General features: G+C 70.2%; 15 protein-coding genes. 10 read left to right on the forward strand and 5 right to left on the reverse strand.

Annotation, left to right across the window (positions count from 1 at the left end; all coding sequences use genetic code 11):
- The first annotated feature begins 96 nt into the window (after nucleotides 1-96).
- The 5 genes from ACZ5U5_RS02075 to ACZ5U5_RS02095 all read left to right on the forward strand — a co-directional run bounded on the left by ACZ5U5_RS02075 (nucleotide 97) and on the right by ACZ5U5_RS02095 (nucleotide 5298).
- Nucleotides 97-1002 (forward strand): ABC transporter permease, encoded by a 906-nt coding sequence (locus ACZ5U5_RS02075; protein WP_469015098.1) that lies wholly within the window; start codon nucleotides 97-99, stop codon nucleotides 1000-1002.
- Nucleotides 975-1751 (forward strand): ABC transporter ATP-binding protein, encoded by a 777-nt coding sequence (locus ACZ5U5_RS02080; protein WP_469015100.1) that lies wholly within the window; start codon nucleotides 975-977, stop codon nucleotides 1749-1751. Before ACZ5U5_RS02075 ends, ACZ5U5_RS02080 begins: the two co-directional genes overlap by 28 nt.
- 101 nt (nucleotides 1752-1852) lie before the next feature.
- Complete coding sequence (locus ACZ5U5_RS02085; protein ID WP_469015102.1) at nucleotides 1853-2896, forward strand: ABC transporter substrate-binding protein; 1044 nt, start codon at nucleotides 1853-1855, stop codon at nucleotides 2894-2896.
- Between the two features lie 2 nt (nucleotides 2897-2898).
- On the forward strand, nucleotides 2899-4107 hold the full coding sequence (locus tag ACZ5U5_RS02090) for an LLM class flavin-dependent oxidoreductase (protein ID WP_469015104.1): 1209 nt from the start codon (nucleotides 2899-2901) through the stop codon (nucleotides 4105-4107).
- Between the two features lie 132 nt (nucleotides 4108-4239).
- Nucleotides 4240-5298: an NAD(P)-binding domain-containing protein gene (locus ACZ5U5_RS02095; protein WP_469016864.1), complete on the forward strand. Its 1059-nt coding sequence runs from the start codon at nucleotides 4240-4242 to the stop codon at nucleotides 5296-5298.
- A gap of 25 nt (nucleotides 5299-5323) precedes the next feature.
- On the opposite strand, the gene mltG is transcribed toward ACZ5U5_RS02095, so the two are convergent.
- Together mltG and ACZ5U5_RS02105 are read right to left on the reverse strand one after the other, a co-directional pair.
- Nucleotides 5324-6169, reverse strand: coding sequence for an endolytic transglycosylase MltG (gene mltG / locus ACZ5U5_RS02100; RefSeq protein ID WP_469016867.1), 846 nt, complete (start codon nucleotides 6167-6169; stop codon nucleotides 5324-5326).
- A gap of 46 nt (nucleotides 6170-6215) precedes the next feature.
- Nucleotides 6216-8033: an ABC transporter ATP-binding protein gene (locus ACZ5U5_RS02105; protein WP_469015107.1), complete on the reverse strand. Its 1818-nt coding sequence runs from the start codon at nucleotides 8031-8033 to the stop codon at nucleotides 6216-6218.
- Between the two features lie 116 nt (nucleotides 8034-8149).
- Between ACZ5U5_RS02105 and ACZ5U5_RS02110 the strand changes: the two genes are divergently transcribed.
- From ACZ5U5_RS02110 to ACZ5U5_RS02120, 3 genes are all read left to right on the forward strand, one after another.
- Nucleotides 8150-8593, forward strand: a complete 444-nt coding sequence (locus ACZ5U5_RS02110; RefSeq protein ID WP_453685086.1) for a MarR family winged helix-turn-helix transcriptional regulator — start codon at nucleotides 8150-8152, stop codon at nucleotides 8591-8593.
- A 57-nt stretch (nucleotides 8594-8650) separates the two neighbouring features.
- Entirely contained in the window at nucleotides 8651-11569 is a 2919-nt protein-coding gene (locus tag ACZ5U5_RS02115; protein WP_469015109.1) for an FAD-binding and (Fe-S)-binding domain-containing protein, read from the forward strand.
- A gap of 119 nt (nucleotides 11570-11688) precedes the next feature.
- Nucleotides 11689-13149: a Gfo/Idh/MocA family protein gene (locus tag ACZ5U5_RS02120; protein ID WP_469015111.1), complete on the forward strand. Its 1461-nt coding sequence runs from the start codon at nucleotides 11689-11691 to the stop codon at nucleotides 13147-13149.
- Here the strand turns inward: ACZ5U5_RS02120 and ACZ5U5_RS02125 are convergent.
- Together ACZ5U5_RS02125 and ACZ5U5_RS02130 are read right to left on the reverse strand one after the other, a co-directional pair.
- Entirely contained in the window at nucleotides 13088-14515 is a 1428-nt protein-coding gene (locus ACZ5U5_RS02125; RefSeq protein ID WP_469015113.1) for a cation:dicarboxylate symporter family transporter, read from the reverse strand. The genes ACZ5U5_RS02120 and ACZ5U5_RS02125 overlap by 62 nt on opposite strands.
- A 230-nt stretch (nucleotides 14516-14745) precedes the next feature.
- A complete protein-coding gene (locus ACZ5U5_RS02130; RefSeq protein ID WP_469015115.1) occupies nucleotides 14746-15486 on the reverse strand; it encodes a L,D-transpeptidase family protein in 741 nt (246 codons plus the stop codon).
- 212 nt (nucleotides 15487-15698) lie between these two features.
- Here ACZ5U5_RS02130 and ACZ5U5_RS02135 point away from each other — a divergent pair, with 212 nt between their 5' ends.
- Entirely contained in the window at nucleotides 15699-17513 is a 1815-nt protein-coding gene (locus ACZ5U5_RS02135; protein WP_469015118.1) for an ABC transporter transmembrane domain-containing protein, read from the forward strand.
- Complete coding sequence (locus ACZ5U5_RS02140; protein WP_469015120.1) at nucleotides 17510-19291, forward strand: ABC transporter ATP-binding protein; 1782 nt, start codon at nucleotides 17510-17512, stop codon at nucleotides 19289-19291. The genes ACZ5U5_RS02135 and ACZ5U5_RS02140 overlap by 4 nt, the downstream gene beginning before the upstream one ends.
- 20 nt (nucleotides 19292-19311) lie before the next feature.
- Here ACZ5U5_RS02140 and ACZ5U5_RS02145 read toward each other — a convergent pair whose 3' ends face one another.
- Complete coding sequence (locus ACZ5U5_RS02145) at nucleotides 19312-20205, reverse strand: alpha/beta fold hydrolase (protein WP_469015121.1); 894 nt, start codon at nucleotides 20203-20205, stop codon at nucleotides 19312-19314.
- Nucleotides 20206-20255 lie beyond the last annotated feature (50 nt).

Below are 20255 nucleotides of genomic sequence, written 5' to 3' on the forward strand. Positions count from 1 at the left end.
TTTCGCTCTTCTCTGCCCTGATGCCTTCGCGCGGTTGATCTCCCCGCCCCGCGCGTAGGCCGTTCGGGCATCCCTCCCTCCTGCCGTGGAGCAGCCATGAGCATCAGCCATGCCCCGCCGGATTCACCGCCCGACATTTCGGGAATATCCAAGTCCGATCCCCCTGTCAAGGACGCGGGAGACGTCCGGTCGGGCGAACCGCATCTCGTTCCCATCGTCCCCTCCTCCACCCGCAGCGCCCGCGTCCCCCGCTGGCTGCGCCGCACCTCGGGCCCCCTCGCGCTTCTCGCCCTGTGGCAACTCCTCAGCTCCACCGGGGCGTTGAGCAAAGACATCCTCGCCTCGCCGGGAACCATCGCGGGCGTCGCCCGTGATCTCCTCGCCGACGGCTCGCTGACCTCCGCCATGGGGGTCTCCCTGCAACGGGTCGCGGTGGGGCTGCTGCTCGGCACCGTCGTCGGGACCTCGCTCGCGCTCATCTCCGGGCTGTTCCGCGTCGGCGAGGATCTCGTGGACGCCAGCGTGCAGATGCTGCGCACCGTGCCGTTCGTCGGGCTCATCCCGCTGTTCATCATCTGGTTCGGCATCGGCGAGGCGCCCAAGGTCGCCATCATCACGCTGGGCGTCTCGTTCCCGCTCTACCTGAACGTGTACGCGGGCATCCGCGGGGTCGACTCACAGCTCATCGAGGCCGGTGAGTCCCTCGGGCTCTCGCGGTGGGGACTCGTGCGGCACGTCATCCTGCCGGGCGCGCTGCCCGGTGCGATGACCGGGCTGCGCTACTCCCTGGGCATCGCCTGGCTCGCCCTCGTCTTCGCCGAGCAGATCAACGCGGACTCCGGGATCGGCTTCCTGATGGTCCAGGCGCGTGACTTCCTGCGGACCGACGTGATCGTCGTCTGCCTGATCGTCTACGCCTTCCTCGGCCTCATCGCCGACTTCATCGTCCGCACCCTCGAAAGGCTGCTGCTGCAATGGCGACCGACGTTCACCGGCCGGTGACCCCCAACACCCTTAGTACGGCGGCCACTTCGGCCGTACGAGTCGAAGGCCTGACCCGCTCCTTCGACGGGCGTGCCGTCATCGACCGCCTCGACCTCGACGTGCGTCCCGGCGAATTCGTGGCGCTGCTCGGACGCAGCGGCTGCGGCAAGTCGACCCTGCTGCGCATCCTCGCCGGGCTCGACCGGGACATCGAGGGCACGGTCCTCGTGCCGCGCCGCAAGGCCGTCGCGTTCCAGGCGCCCCGGCTCATGCCCTGGAAGCGGGTGTGGCGCAACGTCCTGCTCGGGCTGCCGGACAAGCCCGAACGCGGTGTCGCGGAGCGGGCGTTGGAGGAGGTCGGCCTCAAGCACCGTACGAACGCCTGGCCCAAGACGCTCTCGGGCGGCGAGGCCCAGCGCGCCTCGCTGGCCCGCGCCCTGGTGCGCGAGCCCGATCTGCTGCTGCTCGACGAGCCGTTCGGCGCCCTCGACGCGCTCACCCGCATCAAGGCCCAGCGCCTCGTCGACGAGCTGTGGCAGCGGCGCGGCTGCGCCGTCCTGCTGGTCACCCACGACGTGGAGGAAGCCGTGCTCCTCGCCGACCGGGTGCTCGTCATGGACGAGGGGGTCATCGCGTACGAGACCGAGATCGATCTGGACCGGCCGCGCGGCATCTCCGATCCGCGCTTCGGCGAACTGCGTGCCGAGCTGCTTCAGCGCCTTGGTGTCGACGCTCCCGACCACAGCGCGGAAGCCGTCGCGGCGTGAACGCCGCTCATTCCCGCCCCCTCATGACCGGCACGAACAGACCGAACAGATCAAACACATCGAAAAGCACGAACAGCCCGCCCAGAACGAACGGACTCACCATGCGACGACAGCTCGCCGCCCCCGCCCTGCTCCTCCCCCTGGCCCTGCTGCTCGCCGCCTGCTCCGGCTCCTCCTCCGCGAGCACCTCGTCCGCGGGCTCGGGTGGCGGGACCGACGGCCAGGGGTCGCTCACCCTCAACGTCGGGGACCAGAAGGGCGGTTCGGAGGCCGTGCTGCGCGCGGCCGGGGAGCTCGACGACCTGAAGTACAAGATCCGCTGGTCCACTTTCACCTCCGGGCCTCCCCTCCTGGAGGCCGTCAACGCCAAGGCCGTGGACATCGGCGCCGTCGGCAACACGCCGCCTGTCTTCGCCGCCGGAGCCGACTCGAAGATCTCCGTGGTGGCCGCGCACCACGGCACCGCCTCGGGTGAGGCGATCCTCGTCCCGAACAATTCTCCCCTGAAGGAGGCGGAGGACCTCAGGGGCAAGTCCGTCGCCGTGGCGCAGGGTTCGTCGGCTCACTACCAGCTGATCGCGTCCCTGAAGAAGGCCGGGCTCGGCATCAGGGACGTCAAGGTCAAGTATCTTCAGCCGGCTGACGCGCTGGCCGCGTACACCAGCGGCAAGGTGGACGCCTGGGCCGTCTGGGACCCGTACACCTCGCAGGTTCTGGAGAGCAAGAAGGGGCGCGTCCTGACCGACGGCGACGGTCTGGTGAATGGCCTGACCTTCCAGGTGGCGGCGCCGGGCGCGCTCAAAGATAAGAAGAAGTCCGCCGCGATCGACGACTACCTCAAGCGGCTGCGCAAGGCCCAGGACTGGGTCTACGACCACCCGGAGGCATGGGCGAAGGTCTGGGCGAAGGACACCGGCCTGCCCTACGAGGTCGCGCTCGCCGCCGTCAAGCGCAGCAACGGCACGCGCGTCCCGGTGGCCGTCGACAAGAACGTGATCGCCTCCGAGCAGGAGATCGCGGACACCTTCGCCGCCCAGAAGCTCATCCCGCGCCGCATCGACTTCGGTGACTTCGTCGACACCCGCTTCAACGGCGACCTGCCGCCCTCGACCAGCAAGCCGCGCACGTACCGCAAGGAGTCCTGACCATGACCGTCCATCTCAACTGGTTCCTGCCGACCGGCGGCGACGGCCGCACCCTCGTCGACCGGCACGCCTACACCGACGGCGGCATCAAGCGCTCCCGCGTCACGCCGGTCAGCGGGGTGCGGGCCCCCGACATCGACTACCTGATCCAGATCGCCAAGGCCGCCGAGCAGTTGGGCTTCGAGGCGGTGCTGACCCCGACCGGCACATGGTGCGAGGACGCCTGGCTCACGACGGTCGCCCTCGCCCAGCACACCGAGCGGCTCAAGTTCCTGGTGGCGTTCCGGCCCGGCGTCATCTCCCCGGTGCTCGCCGCGCAGATGGCGGCCACATATCAGCGCATCACGCGCGGACGCCTGCTCCTGAACGTCGTCACGGGCGGCGACTCGACCGAGCAGCGGCGCTTCGGCGACCATCTCGACCACGATCGACGCTATGCCCGCACGGACGAGTTCCTGTCCGTCGTACGGGGCGTGTGGGGCGGCAAGCCCTTCGACTTCCACGGCGAGCACTACGACGTGGAGGGCGGTCTCACCGCGCTGCCGCCGGACCCGCTGCCGGAGATCTTCTTCGGTGGTTCATCGGCGGCGGCAGGTCCTGTCGCGGCGCGGCACACGGATGTGTATCTCACCTGGGGCGAGCCTCCCGAGCAGGTCAAGCAGAAGATCGACTGGATTCGCGGTCTCGCCGATGAGCAGGGGCGCACGGTCCGGTTCGGGATCCGCCTGCACACCATCTCGCGCGACTCGGCCGCAGAGGCGTGGGCCACGGCGAACCGGCTCCTCGACGACCTCGACCCGGACACCATCGCCGCCGCCCAGCAGGCGCTCGGCCGCAGCGAGTCGGTCGGCCAGCAGCGAATGCTCGCGCTGCACGGCGGTTCCCGCGACGAGCTGGAGATCTCGCCGAACCTGTGGGCGGGCGTCGGTCTCGTGCGGGGCGGCGCGGGCACCGCGCTCGTCGGCAGCCACGCGGACGTCGCCGACCGGATCGAGGAGTATCACGCGCTGGGCGTCGAGCACTTCGTGCTTTCGGGCTATCCGCATCTGGAGGAGGCGTACTGGTTCGGCGAGGGCGTGATCCCGGACCTGGCGGCGCGCGGGCTGCTGCCCCGAATTCCGGCCTCCCAGCTGGCCGGGGTGCCCGCGGCGAACGGGCGTCCGGCCTCCGCTCCGGGCGGCGCCCCGCTCCTGGTGGCAGGCGGGCGCTGACCCGCGGGCCCGCGCGGGAAGATCCCGTACCCCGAGGGAGTTAGTAGAAGCGTGAACGACATCGGGGTACGGGACGCGGCGGCGCGGGATGCGTCCGCACATGCAGCGGTAGGCGACGAGGCGGCCCGCGAGGTGGACGTCGTCGTCATAGGCGCCGGGCAGGCGGGGCTCTCCAGCGCCCATCACCTGCGCAAGGCCGGTTTCGCGCCGGACCGGGACTTCGTCGTCCTGGACCACGCGCCCCGGCCTGGCGGCGCGTGGCAGTTCCGCTGGCCCTCGCTCACCTACGGGAAAGTGCATGGGATGCACTCGCTTCCCGGCATGGAACTGACGGGCGCCGACCCCGCGCGCCCCTCGTCGGAGGTCATCCAGGGGTACTTCGAGGAGTACGAGCGGCGCTTCGACCTGCGGGTGCACCGTCCCGTCGACGTCCACCGGGTGCGCGAGGGCGAGGGAGGGCGGCTGCTGGTCGAGACGTCGGCCGGGGTCTGGTCGACGCGCGCGCTGATCAACGCCACGGGGACGTGGGACCGGCCGTTCTGGCCGCGCTACCCAGGGCAGGAAACGTTCCGTGGACGGCAGTTGCACACGGCCGTCTATCCGGGGCCCGAGATGTTCAAAGGGCAGCGGGTCATCGTCGTGGGCGGCGGGGCCTCGGGCACCCAGCATCTGATGGAGATCGCCCCGTACGCCGCGGAGACCACCTGGGTCACCCGGCGCCCGCCCGTCTTCCGCGAGGGCCCCTTCGACGAGAACTGGGGGCGTTCGGCCGTCGCCATGGTCGAGGAGCGGGTGCGGCAGGGGCTCGCGCCGCAGAGCGTGGTGTCAGTGACCGGGCTGCCCGTGAACGACGCCATCCGCCGGGCCAGGGCCGATGGAGTACTCGACCGGCTGCCGATGTTCGACCGCATCACGCCGAGCGGCGTCGAGTGGGACGACGGGCGCCGTGTGGACGCCGACATCATTCTCTGGGCCACCGGATTCCGGGCGGCCATCGAACACCTCGCACCGCTGAGGCTGCGCGAGCCGGGCGGCGGCATTCGCGTCGAGGGCACCCGCGCCGCCGTCGACCCCCGTATCCATCTGGTGGGGTACGGCCCCTCGGCCAGCACGATCGGCGCGAACCGTGCGGGACGCGCGGCGGTACGTGACATCAAGCGACTGCTAGAGGACGTCCCGGTCACGGTGTGAAACCCGGGACCAGGACGTCCGGGACCTAGCCGGCCTGCTTGGCCTCGTCCTTGTTCTTGCTCTGGTTCTTGTTGAACTCCGCCACGTTCTTCTGCTGTTCCTCGAAGTTCGCGGTGAAGCGGGTGTCCCCCGGCTTCACCGTCACGAAGTACAGCCAGTTGCCCGGTGTCGGATTGATCGCCGCGCGCATCGCTTCCTCGCCGGGGTTGCCGATCGGGGTGGGGGGCAGGCCCATGCGCGTGTAGGTGTTGTACGGGCTGTTGATCTTCGTGTCGCTGTCGCGGGTGTTCAGCGTGGAGCGGTTCAGGGCGTAGTTGATCGTCGAGTCCATCTGCAGCGGCATGCCCTGCTCGAGGCGGTTGTGGATGACCCGGGCCACCTTGCCCATGTCGGCCTTGGAGCCGGCCTCGGCTTCGATCATGCTGGCGATGGTGACGGTCTGGTAGAGGTCCAGGGTGTTGCGGTCGGCGCCCGCCGTGACCTGATTGCCGCCGAACTTCTTGGCCGCCGTGTTCACCATGTACGAGAGCACGGATGCGGGGGTCGACTTCTCGTCGATGGGATACGTCGCGGGGAAGAGGTAACCCTCGGGATTGCCCCGTGCGTCGCCGGGGAGTTTGAGGTGCGCCTTGGGAAGGGCCTTCTTCGTGGTGCCCGCCGGTACCTCGAGGGCCTTGTCGACGGCCTCGTACACCTGGCTGGTGCGCCAGCCTTCCGGGATGGTCAGCGATTCGGGGCCTGCGTCGTCGTCCGGGAGCAGCAGCGGCACCGCCACGGCGGTGACCGCCACGACGGTTCCGGTCGCGATCAGGGCGATCCGGCCCCGACGCGTCAGTCGAATCGTGCCCCGGCGCGGAGTCTTGGTCTGCAGCATGCGGGCACATTATCGTGCGAATGCGGACATACCGAGCATATTTTCATGTCGCTGGCTCCAGTTGGGCGTCCCTGTGGACCAGAGCGGCGTAACGGCCGTCCTTAGCCAGGAGCTCCTCGTGCGTACCGCGCTCGGCGGTCCTGCCCGCGTCCAGGACCACGATCTGGTCGGCGCCGCGGACCGTGGAGAGCCGGTGGGCGATCGTGAGCGTCGTCCGGTCGGCGGACAGCGCGTCGATGGCGTCCTGCACGGCGTGCTCGGTGTGCGTGTCCAGGGCGCTGGTCGCCTCGTCCAGGATGAGCACGGGCGGATCGCGCAGGATCGTACGGGCGATGGCCAGGCGCTGCTTCTCGCCCCCGGAGAAGCGGTGGCCGCGCTCGCCGACGACCGTGTCGTACCCGTCGGGAAGGGACGCTATGTGGTCGTGGATCTGGGCGGCCCCGGCGGCGGCGATCAGTTCCTCGTCCGTGGCGTCGGGCTTGGCGAAGCGCAGGTTCTCGGCGACCGAGGCATGGAAGAGATACGTCTCCTGGGAGACGACGCCGACCGCGCGGGCCAGCGTGTCGAAGTCCAGGTCGCGCACGTCGACGCCGTCGATCGTGACGCGCCCGCCCGTGACGTCGTACAGCCGTGGCACCAGATAGCTGAGGGTCGACTTTCCCGAACCGGTGGGGCCCACGACGGCCAGGCTGCCGCCGGCGGGGACGGTGATGTCAATGCCGTCGAGGATCGGGCGGCTCTGGCCGTCCTCACCGTCGTAACGGAATTCGACGCCCTCGAAGCGGACTTCGCCCTTGATCGTGTCCAGGCGCACCGGGCGCTCGGGCTCGGTGATGTCGATGGGCAGGTCCAGATACTCGAAGATGCGCTGGAAGAGAGCGAGCGAGGTCTGGATCTGCACGCCGGTGGAGAGCAGGCTCACGGTGGGCCGGAACAGGCCCTGCTGGAGCGAGACGAAGGCGACGAGCGTGCCGATCGAGACCGTCGGGCCGCCCATCTGGAAGGCGAGGCCCGCGGTCCAGTAGATGACGGCGGGCATGGCGGCCATGACGATCGAGATGACGGCCATGCGCCAGCGCCCCGCCATGTTCGAGCGGACCTCCAGGTCGACGAGGCGGTCGGACTCGTCGGCGAAGGTCTTGGTGAGCGAGTCGGAGCGACCCATCGTGCGGCCGAGCAGGATGCCGCTGACGGAGAGCGACTCGGTGACCGTCGCCGCCATCGCGGCCATCTGCTTCTGCCGCTGCGTGGCGATCTTCTTGCGCTCGCGGCCGACCCTGCGGCTGATCCACACGAAGACCGGCAGCAGGAGCAGCGAGACGACCGTCAGGCGCCAGTCGAGGGCGAGCATCGCGACGATGGTGGCGATCACGCTGGTGAAATTCGAGACCAGGGAGGTGGCGGTGGAGGTGACCGTCGCCTGCATGCCGCCGATGTCGCTGGCGATGCGGGACTGGACCTCTCCGGTGCGGGTCCTGGTGAAGAAGGCGAGCGACATGCTCTGCAGCCGGCCATAGACAGCGGTGCGCAGGTCGTGCATGACGCGCTGCCCGACCGTCGTGCTGATCAGGGTCTGCAGGACGCCGAAGACGCTGGTGACGACGGCGCTGAGGATCATCCCGAGGGCGAGCAGGCTCAGCAGGCCCGTCCGTCCCTGCGGGATCGCGGTGTCGAGGATTTCCTTCAGGAGGAAGGGGGTGGCGACCGAGACCAGGGAGGCGGCGCCGACCAGCAGGCCGACGATCGCGAGGCGGGCGCGGTAGGGGCGGAAGAGGCGCAGGATGCGGCGGATCTGCCGCGGCTGTTCCTCCTGGCCGGGGGCAAGGGGCTGCGGAGTCCACTTGGGTTCGTCGTGAGGCATGGGCTCCTACGGGAGGTGGGACGGCCGCCGACAGAGATTCCGCCGACGATGACTGAGGGATCATAGCTCACTGTTACCTATGCTCACAATGTACAAGGTCCTGATAATGTTCCCGCATGAACACCCCGGACGCCGACGGCCTCCTCGCCGAACAGCTGCTGCGGCTGACCCGCAGGCTGCACCGCATCCAGAAGCGCCACCTGGTACCGATCGGCATCACCCCGGCCCAGTCACGCCTGCTGCGCACCCTCGTGCAGTACGACACCCCGCCGCGCATGGCCGACCTCGCCCAGCACCTCGAAGTGGTCCCGCGTGCCGTGACGAGCCTGGTCGACGGCCTGGAGGCCGGCGATCTCGTGCGGCGCGTCCCCGATCCCACCAACCGCCGGGTGATCCGCATCGAGCTCACGGACGCGGGCCGCAAGGCTCTCGGGGAGCTGCGCGGCGCGCGCCTGGCCGCCGCGGAGGACATCCTGGCTCCACTGGACGCCGAGCAGCGCAAGCAGCTCGGCGGCCTGCTGAACGCGCTGTTCGATGTGCGGGACGCCCCTGGCCGCTGACGCTGCCGGACGTCCGCCGCCGACCGACCGACCGTCCGACCCCGCCGAGGAGAGCTCATGCCGATCCTGGAGCCCAAGCCGGAAGCCCTGCGCCCCGTCTCGCACCCGGAGGCGCCGGCGCACGACCGGGTGCCGGACCGGCAGGCCAAGGGCACCCCCGAGCCCCTGCGCTCGGAGCTGTCCGCGCTGCTCGGCGAGGACAAGGTACTGACGAAGATCTCCGACCTCGTGCGGTACGCCTCCGACGCCAGCCCCTACCGCTTCGTGCCGCAGGTCGTGGTCGTCGCCGAGGACATCGACGACATCTCGGCCGTCCTGTCGTACGCGCACGGCAGGAGCCGCGAGGTCGTCTTCCGCGCGGCGGGCACCTCGCTCAACGGCCAGGCCCAGGGCGAGGACATCCTGGTCGACGTGCGCAAGCACTGGGCGGGCGTCGAGGTCATCGGTGACGGCGAGCAGGCCCGCATCGGCCCCGGGACGACCATCCTGCGGGCCAACGCCACACTCTCCCGGCACGGCCGTGTGCTCGGCCCCGACCCGGCGAGCGCCATCGCCTGCACGATCGGCGGGGTCGTCGCGAACAACGCCTCCGGGATGACGGCGGGCACCACCCGCAACTCGTACCGCACGGTGGCCTCACTCACCTTCGTCCTGCCGACGGGCACGGTCGTCGACACGGCGGACCCGGACGCCGACGCACAGCTCGCGCATGCCGAACCGGCCCTGTGCGAGGGCTTGTTGCAGATCAAGCGCGAGATCGAGGCGGACCAGGAACTCACGGCCCGCATCCGCGCCAAGTACGAGATCAAGAACACGAACGGCTACCGCCTGGACGCGTTCCTGGACGGTGCGACGCCCGTGCAGATCCTGCGCGGCCTGATGATCGGCTCCGAGGGCACCTTCGGGTTCATCTCGGAGGTCGTCTTCGACACGCTTCCGCTGGACCGGCGCATCACCACCGCCCTGTTGTTCTTCCCCTCCCTGCCGGCCGCCGCGGCGGCCGTCCCCCTGTTCAACGAAGCGGGCGCACTGGCCGTCGAGCTGATGGACGGCAACACCCTGCGCGCCTCGACCAGCGTCGCCGGAGTGCCCGCCGACTGGGCGCGGCTCCCGAAGTCGACTGCCGCGCTCCTGGTGGAGTTCCGCGCACCCGACGAGGCGAGGCAGGAGGCGTACGAAGCGGCGGCCGCCAAAGTCGTCGAAGGGCTCGAACTCGTCGCGCCCGTCGCCTCGGTGACCAACACCTTCACCCGCGACCCGAAGACGATCGGGGGCTACTGGAAGGCACGCAAGGCCTTCGTGACAGCGGTCGGCGGCTCTCGCCCCTCCGGGACGACACTGATCACCGAGGACTTCGCGGTGCCACCGTCGCGGCTCGCCGAAGCCTGCGGAGCCCTCCTTGAGCTACAGACACGGCACGGCTTCGACGCCGCCGTCGCGGGGCATGCCGCGCACGGCAACCTGCACTTCCTGCTCGCCTTCGACGCGGGCCTGCCCTCGGACGTGGAGCGCTATGCCGCGTTCATGGACGAGTTCTGCCGGCTTACCGTCGAGCGCTTCGACGGCTCGCTCAAGGCCGAGCACGCGACGGGGCGCAACATCGCCCCGTTCCTGGAGCTCGAATGGGGGCCGAAGGCCACGGAGTTGATGTGGCGCACCAAGCAGGTCATCGACCCGGACTGCGTGCTCGCGCCGCGCATCGTCCTGGACCGCGACCCCAAGGCCCACCTCCGCGGCCTGAAGACCATCCCCAAGGTGGAGCTGATCGCGGACCCCTGCATCGAGTGCGGCTTCTGCGAACCGACCTGCCCCAGCGAGGACTTGACCACCACCCCGCGCCAGCGCATCGTGCTGCGCCGCGAGATGATGCGCCAGGCACCCGGCTCACCGGTCGAGGACGGCCTGGTCGAGGCGTACGGGTACGACGCCGTGGACACCTGCGCCGGCGACTCCACGTGCAAGCTGGCCTGCCCGGTGGGCATCGACACCGGAGCCCTGATGAAGCACTTCCGGCACGCACGGCACTCGCCGCGCGAGGAGAGGGCGGCCGCCGTCGCCGCCAAGAACTTCAAGGCGGTCGAGGCCGCCGCGAGGCTCGCAGTGGCCGCCGCCGACCGCATCAGCGACCGGCTCCTGACCTCGGTCACGCGCGCCGCGCGCAAGGCCGTCCGCCCCGACCTGGTCCCCGAATGGCTGCCGGACATCCCGGGAGCCGCCGCCCGCAAACTGCCGCGCACGACACGCAGGGGCGCGAGCGCCGTGTACTACCCGGCGTGCGTCAACCGCATCTTCGGGAGCCCCGGTGACCGCTCCCTGCCGGAGGCGATGGTCGCCCTCGCCACCCGCGCGGGCAGGCCCGTCTGGATTCCGGACGACGTGGCGGGGACCTGCTGCGCCACGATCTGGCACTCCAAGGGCTATGACCAGGGCAACACGGTGATGGCCAATCGCATCGTCGAGGCGGCCTGGGCCTGGACGGCGGGCGGGAGGCTGCCGCTGGTGGTGGACGCCTCGTCCTGCACGCTCGGCATCGCGCACGAGGTCGTGCCCTATCTCACCGCCGAGAACCGCGAGTTGCACCGGGAGCTGACCGTCGTCGACTCCCTCGTCTGGGCCGCCGACGAGCTGCTCCCCCACCTGACCGTGCACCGCACGGTCGGCTCCGCCGTCCTGCACCCCACCTGTTCCATGAGCCATCTCAGCGACGAGGCGCAGCTCCGCGCCCTCGCCGAGGCCTGTGCGGACGAGGTGGTCGTCCCGGACGACGCGGGGTGCTGCGCCTTCGCGGGCGATCGCGGCATGCTGCACAAGGAACTGACGGAGTCGGCCACCCGCAAGGAAGCGGCCGAGGTCACCGCCCGGCCCTTCGACGCGCACCTCTCGGCGAACCGCATGTGCGAGGTGGGCATGGACCACGCCACGGGCCGCTCCTACTACTCCGTACTCCTGGAGCTGGAGCGTGCCACGCGTCCGTGAGCCCACACGCCGGATGACATAAGTCCAACTCCCTGGCCACTTCGGTCCCTTGCGCCACGCTCATCCCGCCATCAGGGTGGCATCCGTTCCAGCGCAGGCATCCAAGCCACGGAGGTCCGATGCACGACGAGCACGCCACCCCGAACCCCGACGAGTCCGCGACCCCTGAAGACTCCACGGACGGCGCCTCCCGCCGCGCCGTGCTCCGCACCGCCGGCCTCGCCGGAGCCGGGCTCGGTCTCGGCGCACTCACCGGCGGCACGGCGCACGCCGACGCCCTGCAGGCCGCGCCCGCGGGCGCGGCCACGGCCGCCGATGCGCCGCCGCGCAAGGGCAAGACCATGGTCGGCGTACCGTTCGAGCGGCGTTCGACGGTGCGGGTCGGCATCGTCGGCCTCGGCAACCGCGGCGGCAGCATGATCGACCTGTTCCTGGCGATCCCGGGAGTGAAGGTCGTCGCACTCTGCGACCCGGTCAAGGACAAGACGGCGGCCGCGGCGAAGAAGGTCACCGACGCGGGCCAGCCCGCCCCGGCGACGTACACCAAGGGCGATCACGACTTCGAGAACCTGTGCAAGCGTGGTGACATCGACTTCGTGTACGTGGCGACGCCCTGGGACTGGCACTTCGACATGGCCAAGTCGGCGATGCTGAACGGCAAGCACGTCGGCGTGGAGTGTCCGGTCGCCCTCCAGCTCGACCAGCTCTGGGATCTGGTCGACCTCTCCGAGCGGACCCGCAGACACTGCATGCAGTTGGAGAACTGCTGCTACGGCAAGAACGAGATGCGCGTCCTGCGCATGGCCCACGCGGGCAAGTTCGGTGATCTGCTGCATGGAGCGGGCGCCTACAACCACGATCTGCGCGGCCTGATGTTCGACCCGGATTACTACGAGGGCCCCTGGCGGCGCCTGTGGCACACGCGGCTGCGCGGCGACCTTTATCCCAACCACGGCTTCGGCCCGGTCTCCAACTACATGGACATCAACCGCGGCGACCGCGTCACGCACATCTCCAGCTTCGGCACGCCCGCCCTCGGTCTCGCCGAGTACCGCAAGGCGCACATGCCCGCGGGCGACCCGAGCTGGAAGGAGACGTACATCGAGAGTGACCGCACGATCAGTCTCGTCCAGACGGCGAAGGGACGGGTGATCCGCCTGGAGCACGACGTCTCGACCCCCCACCCCTACAGCCGCATCAACAGCCTCGGCGGCACGAAAGGTGTCTTTGAGGACTATCCCGAGCGCATCTACATCGAGCCGGACCACACGGACGACGAGTGGGGCGACTTCGGCAAGTACGCGGCCGAGTTCGACCACTGGCTGTGGAAGGAGCACTCCAACCCGCCGGGCGGGCACGGCGGCATGGACTACATCATGATCTTCCGTCTGATGCAGACCATGCAGCTCGGCCTCGTGCCTGACTTCGACGTCTACGACGCCGCGGTCTGGACGTCGCCCGTCCCCCTGAGCCATCTCTCGATCAAGGCGAAGGGCGCGCCGCAGGCCATCCCTGACTTCACTCGCGGGATGTGGAAGAAGGCCCGTCCGGGAGTGGACTCGGAGAAGCCGCAGGCGTAAGGGACTTGGGCCCGGCGGTGCGCGCGTCGGCACTGCCGGGCTCCGACGCCACGTCCGTCTGTTCCGGTACGAACGCGATCTCGCCGCCGAGCACCTTCTTCGCCCGTGCCGTGTCCAGTGCGCCTTCCCAGCGTGAGACCACGAAGACGGCGACGCAGTTGCCGAGCAGGTTCGTGGCGACGCGCATCGCGTCCATGATGCGGTCCACGCCGAGCAGCAGGGCGACCGCGCCGGCCGGGATGACCCCGAGCGCGGAAGCGGTCGCGGACAGCGCGAGGAACGCCGAACCGGGCACGCCCGCCATGCCCTTGCTGGTCAGCATCAGGACGAGGACGACCGTGATCTGCTGGCCCAGGCTCAGGTCCACGCCCACGGCCTGCGCGATGAACAGCGTACCGACGGACAGATAGATCGAGGCGCCGTCGAGGTTGAAGGAGTACCCCGTCGGCAGGACGAGGCCCACCGCGTCGTCGCGGCAGCCCGCCTGGCGCAGCTTCTGCATCATGCGCGGCATGACGGCCTCGCTGGAGGCCGTGCCGAGCGCGAGCAGCATCTCCTCGCGCGTGTAGCGGACGAACTTCCACAGGCTCAGGCCGGTCAGGGCCTTGAGGGCGACGGCCAGCAGGACGAGGAAGATCAGGGCCACCGCGTAACAGACGCCGATGAGTTTGCCGTACGTCGACAGGGCGCCGAGCCCGTACTCCCCCACCAAGTGCGCGGTCGCGCCGAAGACGGCGAGCGGCGCCAGTTTCATGATGAAGCCGACGATCGCGAAGACGACCTCCTGGGACTGCTCGATGGCGGGCAGGATCGCGGGGACCTTGGTGGTGCCCAGATGCAGCAGGGCGGCGCCCACCAGGCAGGACAGGACGAGGACTTGGAGCAGCGAGTTCTCCGCGAAGGCGCCGATCGCGCTGTCGGGAAGCGAGTGCAGGATGAACTCGCTGGTCGAGGGAAGTTCGCCGCCGCCGGTCTTCTCGTCGACCGCGGACGCGTCGAGCTTGGCGGGGTCGACGTTCATGCCGGTGCCGGGGCTGACGAGGTTTCCGGCGACCAGACCGACGACGAGGGCGACCGTGGTCGCGACCTCGAACCAGATGAGGGCCTTGATCCCGATGCGCCCGAAGGCCTTGAGGTCTCCGGCCTTGGTGATTCCGGCGACGACCACGCAGAAGACGAGCGGGGCGATCATCGCCTTGATGAGACGTACGAAGCCGTCGCCGAGCGGCTGGACGGCTGTCCCCGCGTCGGGCCACAGCCGGCCGACGAGGACTCCGAGCACCAACGCGCAGGCGACCTGCGCGAACAGTGAGGTTCGCAATGTGCGTGCTACGCGTCGCGACAGGGACGGTACGGACTGCGGCACGGGCACTCCTGTGGTGAGGCTTCAACCTTCTTCTGGCATGCGGAAGTTCGTTTCCGCGATGCGCCACTATGGCGGAGTGACCGCTTCCGCAAAAGACCTACGAATCACATCGGCGTAAATCTTGGATCTTGCTCCAAGACGCCGAACCGGAATGGTCCCCTCCGGGATGCGGGGTCACCTCTCCACCCCGGGGGTAGTCGCAGCCCGTCCCGGGGAGAAGTGATGTCGGACTAGTCCTTCAAGTTCGCCTTGTCGCCCATCAGCACGACCGGGTGCTGCTTCGGGTCAAGGTTCTTCAGGAGGTACCGCATGCCCTCCTTCGACAGGCTGACGCAGCCTGACGTGCCGCTGCCGTGGTCCATGTGCAGCCAGATGCTGCCGCCCTTGGACTGGCCCTGGGGGCGGGTCGGGTCGTTGGGCGGTGTGCCCTTGGCGCGGTTGTAGTCGATGGCGATGACGTAGTCGAAGTCGTGCCAGTGCGACTTGGCCCAGTAGTGCGGCGCCTGCATCGACGCGCTGCGGGTGTACGGGAGTCCGGCGCCCGGATCGGCGAGCACGCCGCCCGCGTCGGTGAGCGTGAAGACACCCACCGGGCTGCGCTTGTCGTTCTCGCGGTGGTCGGTCGTCCAGCCCTTCTTGCCGTTGTGCGCGGCCCAGCTGCGGGTCTTGTCCCATGTGGAGCCGGACTTCTCGTACAGGACGACCGTCGACTTCGCCGAGTCCACGCCCTCTCCGTAGACCGCGACGACCTGCCGGGAGCTCCCAGGGATCTTGCTCTGCAGACGCTCGCCCACGTCGGGGATGCGCTTGAGGTCGGTCGTCGGCGACGCCTCGGCTCTCTTGGCGCGGCCCGCGCCCTGGTCGTCCTTGGCCCCGGTGCCCGCCCCGCCGTCCGAACTGCCGCAGGACGTCAGAAGAACACCGCAGGCCGCGACGGCGGCCGCCGCTCGCACCGCACCGGCTATACGCATCCGTCCATGGTCGCACTCGGTTCACGCGAGCCGCGTCGGCGCCCGGCCCGGTGCCGAGAAGGGGCCGAATCTTTACTCACCGACGGAAAATCGTTTGCCTCGTGCCACCGTGCGAGGCGAACCTTTCACGGCCTGTTACCACCGTCCGTTCACGCCGGCACGCTCCGCCGAACCGACGGTTCCGTCTCTCCGACCCCGGGACGTCACACGTCATGCAGATTCGCGATCTTCCGTACACCGACCCGGGCATGCCGGATGCCCGCTCGGGCCCTCATTTCCTGCGCTGGCTCGGACGGAACCAACTCGACGGCCAGCTGAAGTCCCTCGCCTGGGGCCTGCTGCACTTCGGATCCATCGCGGTGCTGCCCTACCTGGTCGGCATCGCCGTGCAGGCCGTGGTCGACCGGTCGGGGGAGCGTCTCGCCGTCGCGGGCGCGGTGATGCTGGTGTGCGGCCTGGCCATCGCCCTGGGCGACACCATGCTGCACCGCACCGCGGTCACGAACTGGATCACCGCGGCCGCCCGTGTCCAGCAGCTCCTTGCCCGCAAGACCGCCCAGCTCGGCTCGGCGCTCACTCGGCGCGTGGCCGCCGGTGAGGTGGTCGCCGTGTCCACCGGTGACGTGGAGAAGATCGGGTGGTTCGTGGAGGCGGCCTCGCGCTTCGCGGCGGCCGCGCTCACGGTCGTCCTCGTCTGCGTGGGTTTGGTCGTGTACCAGCCCGCTCTCGGCGTCGTCGTCGCGGTGGGGGTCCCGGTGCTCGCGCTCGCCGTGCTCCCGCTGCTGCCGCGCGCCACCCGGCGGGCCGATCACCAGCGGGAGAAGGCCGGGCGCGCGACCGAACTTGCATCGGACACCGTGGCGGGTCTTCGGGTGCTGCGCGGTATCGGCGGCGAGGAGCTCTTCCTCGACCGCTACCGCCACGCCTCGCAGGAAGTGCGTACGGCCGCCGTGCGCAGCGCCCGCATGTGGGCGGCGATCTCGGCCGTGCAGGTGTTGCTTCCGGGGCTGCTCCTGATCGTGGTCGTCTGGCACGGCGTGCACCTGGCCCGCGAGGGCCGCATCACCATCGGCGAGCTGGTCACCGTCTACAGCACGGTCACGCTGCTGACCTACCCCTTGCGGCACTTCGAGGAGATCGCGATGGCCTACAGCTTCTCGCGCCCCTCGGCCAAACGAGCCGCCCGAGTGCTCTCCCTGCAGCGCACGACACACGCCGGTGACGAACCGCGTGACGAATCACATGACGACACCAGGACGCCCACGGGCGATCTCTACGACCCGGCGACCGGGCTCCTGGCGCCCTCGGGACGTCTCACCGCCGTGGTGTGCGGGGATCCGGACGAGGCGGGACGGCTCGCCGAACGCCTGGGCGGCCACGCCGCGTTCGACGACGCGGAGAAGCTGCCGTCCGTGCGGCTCGGCGGGGTATCGCTCGACGACGTGCCGCTGGCCACCGCCCGAACCGCCGTCCTCGTACAGGACAAGGACCCGGTGCTGCTCTCCGGCACGCTCCGCGGACTCCTCGACGTCCCGGCGTCGGGAGCCGTGAGCGCCGACGAGGCTCTTCAGGCCGCGCAGTGCGCCGACGTCCTGGACGCCCTCGCGCAGGCATCAGTGGACGAGGCCCCGCTGGACGCCCACGTCACCGAGCGCGGACGCTCCCTGTCGGGCGGCCAGCGGCAACGCCTCGCGCTGGCCCGCTCGCTGGTCACCGACCCCGGCGTCCTCGTGCTCGACGAGCCGACGTCCGCAGTCGACTCGCACACCGAGGCGCGGGTCGCCGACGGCGTCAAGGGGCTGCGCAAGGGCCGTACGACCGTGGTCCTCACCTCCTCACCCCTGCTCCTCGACCGGGCCGAGCGGGTCGTCTTCCTGCACGAGGGCGAGGTCGCGGCGGTGGGCGTGCACCGCGAACTGGTGCACACCGAGCCGCGCTACCGGGCGGTCGTCACACGCGAGACGGACGAGGAACGGGCGCCGAAGGCGCCGACCGACATCAAGACCGACATCGAGGAGACGGCATGATCGGCCTGGCGCCACCGGAGTACGACCCGGCGGCCCCGACCACCGCGGACACCCTGCCCGTGGGCGCGCCCGCGACGGTGGGGGCCTACGTACGCGAGCTGGTCAAGCGGCACCGCCGGGCCTTCGCCCTGCTCATCACGGTCAACACCTGCGCCGTGATCGCCTCTATGGCCGGCCCCTACTTGCTGGGTGATCTGGTCGAGAACGTCGCGGACAGCGCCCGTGACCTCCATCTGGGCCGCACCATCGGCCTCTTCGCCGTCGCTCTCGTCGTGCAGGCCCTCTTCGTCCATCAGGTGCGCCTGCGCGGCGCGATGCTCGGTGAGCGGATGCTGGCCGACCTGCGCGAGGACTTCCTCGTGCGGTCGGTCGGGCTCCCGCCCGGCGTGCTGGAGCGGGCCGGGACAGGCGACCTCCTGTCCCGGATCACCACGGACGTCGACCGGCTCGCGAACGCCATGCGGGAAGCGGTGCCTCAGCTGGCAATCGGCGTGGTGTGGGTCGCGCTGCTCATCGGCGGACTCGCCGTGACCGCGCCGCCGCTGGCACCCGCCCTCCTCGTCGCGGTACCGCTGCTCGTGGTCGGCTGCCGCTGGTACTTCAAGCGGGCACCCTCCGCCTACCGTTCGGAGGCCGCCGGGTACGCCGCTGTCGCCGCCGCTCTCGCCGAGACCATCGACGCGGGGCGGACGGTGGAAGCGCACCGGCTCGGGAAGCGCCGCGTGGACCTGTCGGAGCGTCGTATCCGTGAATGGACTGCGTGGGAACGGCACACCCTCTACCTGCGTTCCGTCCTCTTCCCGGTCATCAACTTCACCCACACCCTCGTGCTCTGCTCGGTCCTGATGATCGGCGGCGTGTTCGTCCTGCAGGGCTGGATCGGCGTCGGCCAGCTGGCCACGGGCGCCCTGATCGCGCAGATGCTCGTCGATCCGCTGGGGATCATCCTCAGGTGGTACGACGAACTGCAGGTCGCTCAGGTGTCGCTGGCCCGCCTGGTCGGCGTACGGGACATCGAACCGGACGCGGGCGACGGCTCCGTCACTCCCGAGGGACGCGACGTGCTCGCGGACGACGTGCACTTCGGCTACCGCGCGGGCGTCGACGTCCTGCGGGAGGTCTCCCTGGCCGTCGAGCCGGGCTCGCGGGTCGCCCTGGTCGGCCCCTCCGGCGCGGGCAAGTCCACGCTGGGCAGGCTGCTCGCCGGGATCTACGCACCGCGGGACGGTCATGTGACGCTGGGCGGCGCGGAGTTGTCGGCCATGCCCGCGGAGGATGTGCGGTCCCACGTCGCACTGGTCAACCAGGAGCACCACGTCTTCGTGGGTTCCCTGCGCGACAACCTCCTGCTCGCGAGGACCGGGGCACGGGACGCCGAACTGTGGGCGGCCCTCGGCGCGGTCGACGCGGACACCTGGGCGCAGGCCCTGAGCGAGGGCCTGGACACCGAGGTGGGCTCGGGCGGCTTCGCCCTCACCCCGGCGCAGGCCCAGCAGATCGCACTGGCCCGCCTGGTCCTCGCCGACCCGCACACCCTGGTCCTCGACGAGGCGACCTCACTCCTCGACCCGCGCGCGGCACGTCACCTGGAACGCTCCCTCGCGCGCGTCCTGGACGGCCGTACGGTCGTCGCCATCGCCCACCGGCTGCACACCGCGCACGACGCGGACGTCATCGCGGTGGTCGAGAACGGCCGGATCAGCGAGCTGGGCAGCCATGACGACCTGGTCGGGGCGGGCGGCGCGTACGCGGCACTGTGGCGGTCCTGGCACGGGTAGTGGGCACCCCCGCCCTACGCTCAGCTGCCCGCGGAATCAGGGCCGTTGTCGAGCACCTCGCACAGCCGGAGCGCGAACTCGTCCGGCTTGCCCGGGTATCCGGAACTGGCGTCCGTGAAGCCGCCGTGATGGCTGGGGAACACGACCGGCCGCTGCCCCAGCAGCGCGGCCGCAGCCTCCGCGGTACGCCCCGTGACCACGCCCTGCGACTCCTCCCCCACCGCGAGCACGATCCGCGTCGGCGCCGCGGCGAGCGCGCCGACGTCGAGCTGATGGCCGCTGACCGCCCAGGACCGGTCGGAGAGCAGCGGGTCGTCGCGTGAGCCGTCGTCCTGCGTCGGCAGGCCGAAGGCGGCAGGATCGGGTGTGGGCTGCGCGAAATAGGCGTCGGTGTATTCGCCCTGCCATGACGTCATGGCGATAAAGGCCGCCATACCGGCGCCCCAGCCGCTCTTGTCGTACGCCTCCAGGACACCCGCCCTGGCGCGCTCGGCGGCCCGGGCGTCGGGGAGAGCGGCGAGCAGCGGCGGCTCGTGCGCGACCAGGGTGGTCACGTCGTCGGGATACGCCGCCACCAGCGTCAGCGCGACCACGGCACCACCGCTGCTGCCGAACAGCTCGACGGGCCCGGCCCCCAGCGTGTGGATCAAGGCATGCACGTCACCGGCCTGGACCTCGGGGTCGTGGTCGTCCTTGCCATCGCTGCGGCTGCTGCGGCCGAGGCCGCGCGGGTCGTAGGTGACCACAGTGCGGTCGGGGAAACGGGCCGCCAGGGCCCCGAACCCGTCGGCGGTCATGGGCTGGCCGATCATGAACAGCGGGGGGCGCCCGTCCGCCGACGACACGAGACCGTGCACGTCGTAGGTGAGCTCGGCGCCAGGTGTCTTGAGCGTGTGTGTCGTGTGCGTCGTCATGGCCGTGTAGACCCGGCTCCCGGCCAGAACTCATCGCCGGGGCGGACCCG

This window comes from Streptomyces sp. NPDC033177 (assembly GCF_055577715.1).

What these genes read in the sequence shown, in the direction of transcription:
- ACZ5U5_RS02080 (WP_469015100.1), top strand. Translation starts at nt 975, where the DNA reads ATGGCGACCGACGTTCACCGGCCGGTGACCCCCAACACCCTTAGTACG.
- ACZ5U5_RS02105 (WP_469015107.1), bottom strand. Translation starts at nt 8,033, where the DNA reads ATGCCTCACGACGAACCCAAGTGGACTCCGCAGCCCCTTGCCCCCGGC.
- ACZ5U5_RS02135 (WP_469015118.1), top strand. Translation starts at nt 15,699, where the DNA reads ATGCAGATTCGCGATCTTCCGTACACCGACCCGGGCATGCCGGATGCC.
- ACZ5U5_RS02130 (WP_469015115.1), bottom strand. Translation starts at nt 15,486, where the DNA reads ATGCGTATAGCCGGTGCGGTGCGAGCGGCGGCCGCCGTCGCGGCCTGC.
- ACZ5U5_RS02075 (WP_469015098.1), top strand. Translation starts at nt 97, where the DNA reads ATGAGCATCAGCCATGCCCCGCCGGATTCACCGCCCGACATTTCGGGA.
- ACZ5U5_RS02145 (WP_469015121.1), bottom strand. Translation starts at nt 20,205, where the DNA reads ATGACGACGCACACGACACACACGCTCAAGACACCTGGCGCCGAGCTC.
- ACZ5U5_RS02115 (WP_469015109.1), top strand. Translation starts at nt 8,651, where the DNA reads ATGCCGATCCTGGAGCCCAAGCCGGAAGCCCTGCGCCCCGTCTCGCAC.
- ACZ5U5_RS02110 (WP_453685086.1), top strand. Translation starts at nt 8,150, where the DNA reads ATGAACACCCCGGACGCCGACGGCCTCCTCGCCGAACAGCTGCTGCGG.
- ACZ5U5_RS02140 (WP_469015120.1), top strand. Translation starts at nt 17,510, where the DNA reads ATGATCGGCCTGGCGCCACCGGAGTACGACCCGGCGGCCCCGACCACC.
- ACZ5U5_RS02085 (WP_469015102.1), top strand. Translation starts at nt 1,853, where the DNA reads ATGCGACGACAGCTCGCCGCCCCCGCCCTGCTCCTCCCCCTGGCCCTG.
- ACZ5U5_RS02090 (WP_469015104.1), top strand. Translation starts at nt 2,899, where the DNA reads ATGACCGTCCATCTCAACTGGTTCCTGCCGACCGGCGGCGACGGCCGC.
- ACZ5U5_RS02120 (WP_469015111.1), top strand. Translation starts at nt 11,689, where the DNA reads ATGCACGACGAGCACGCCACCCCGAACCCCGACGAGTCCGCGACCCCT.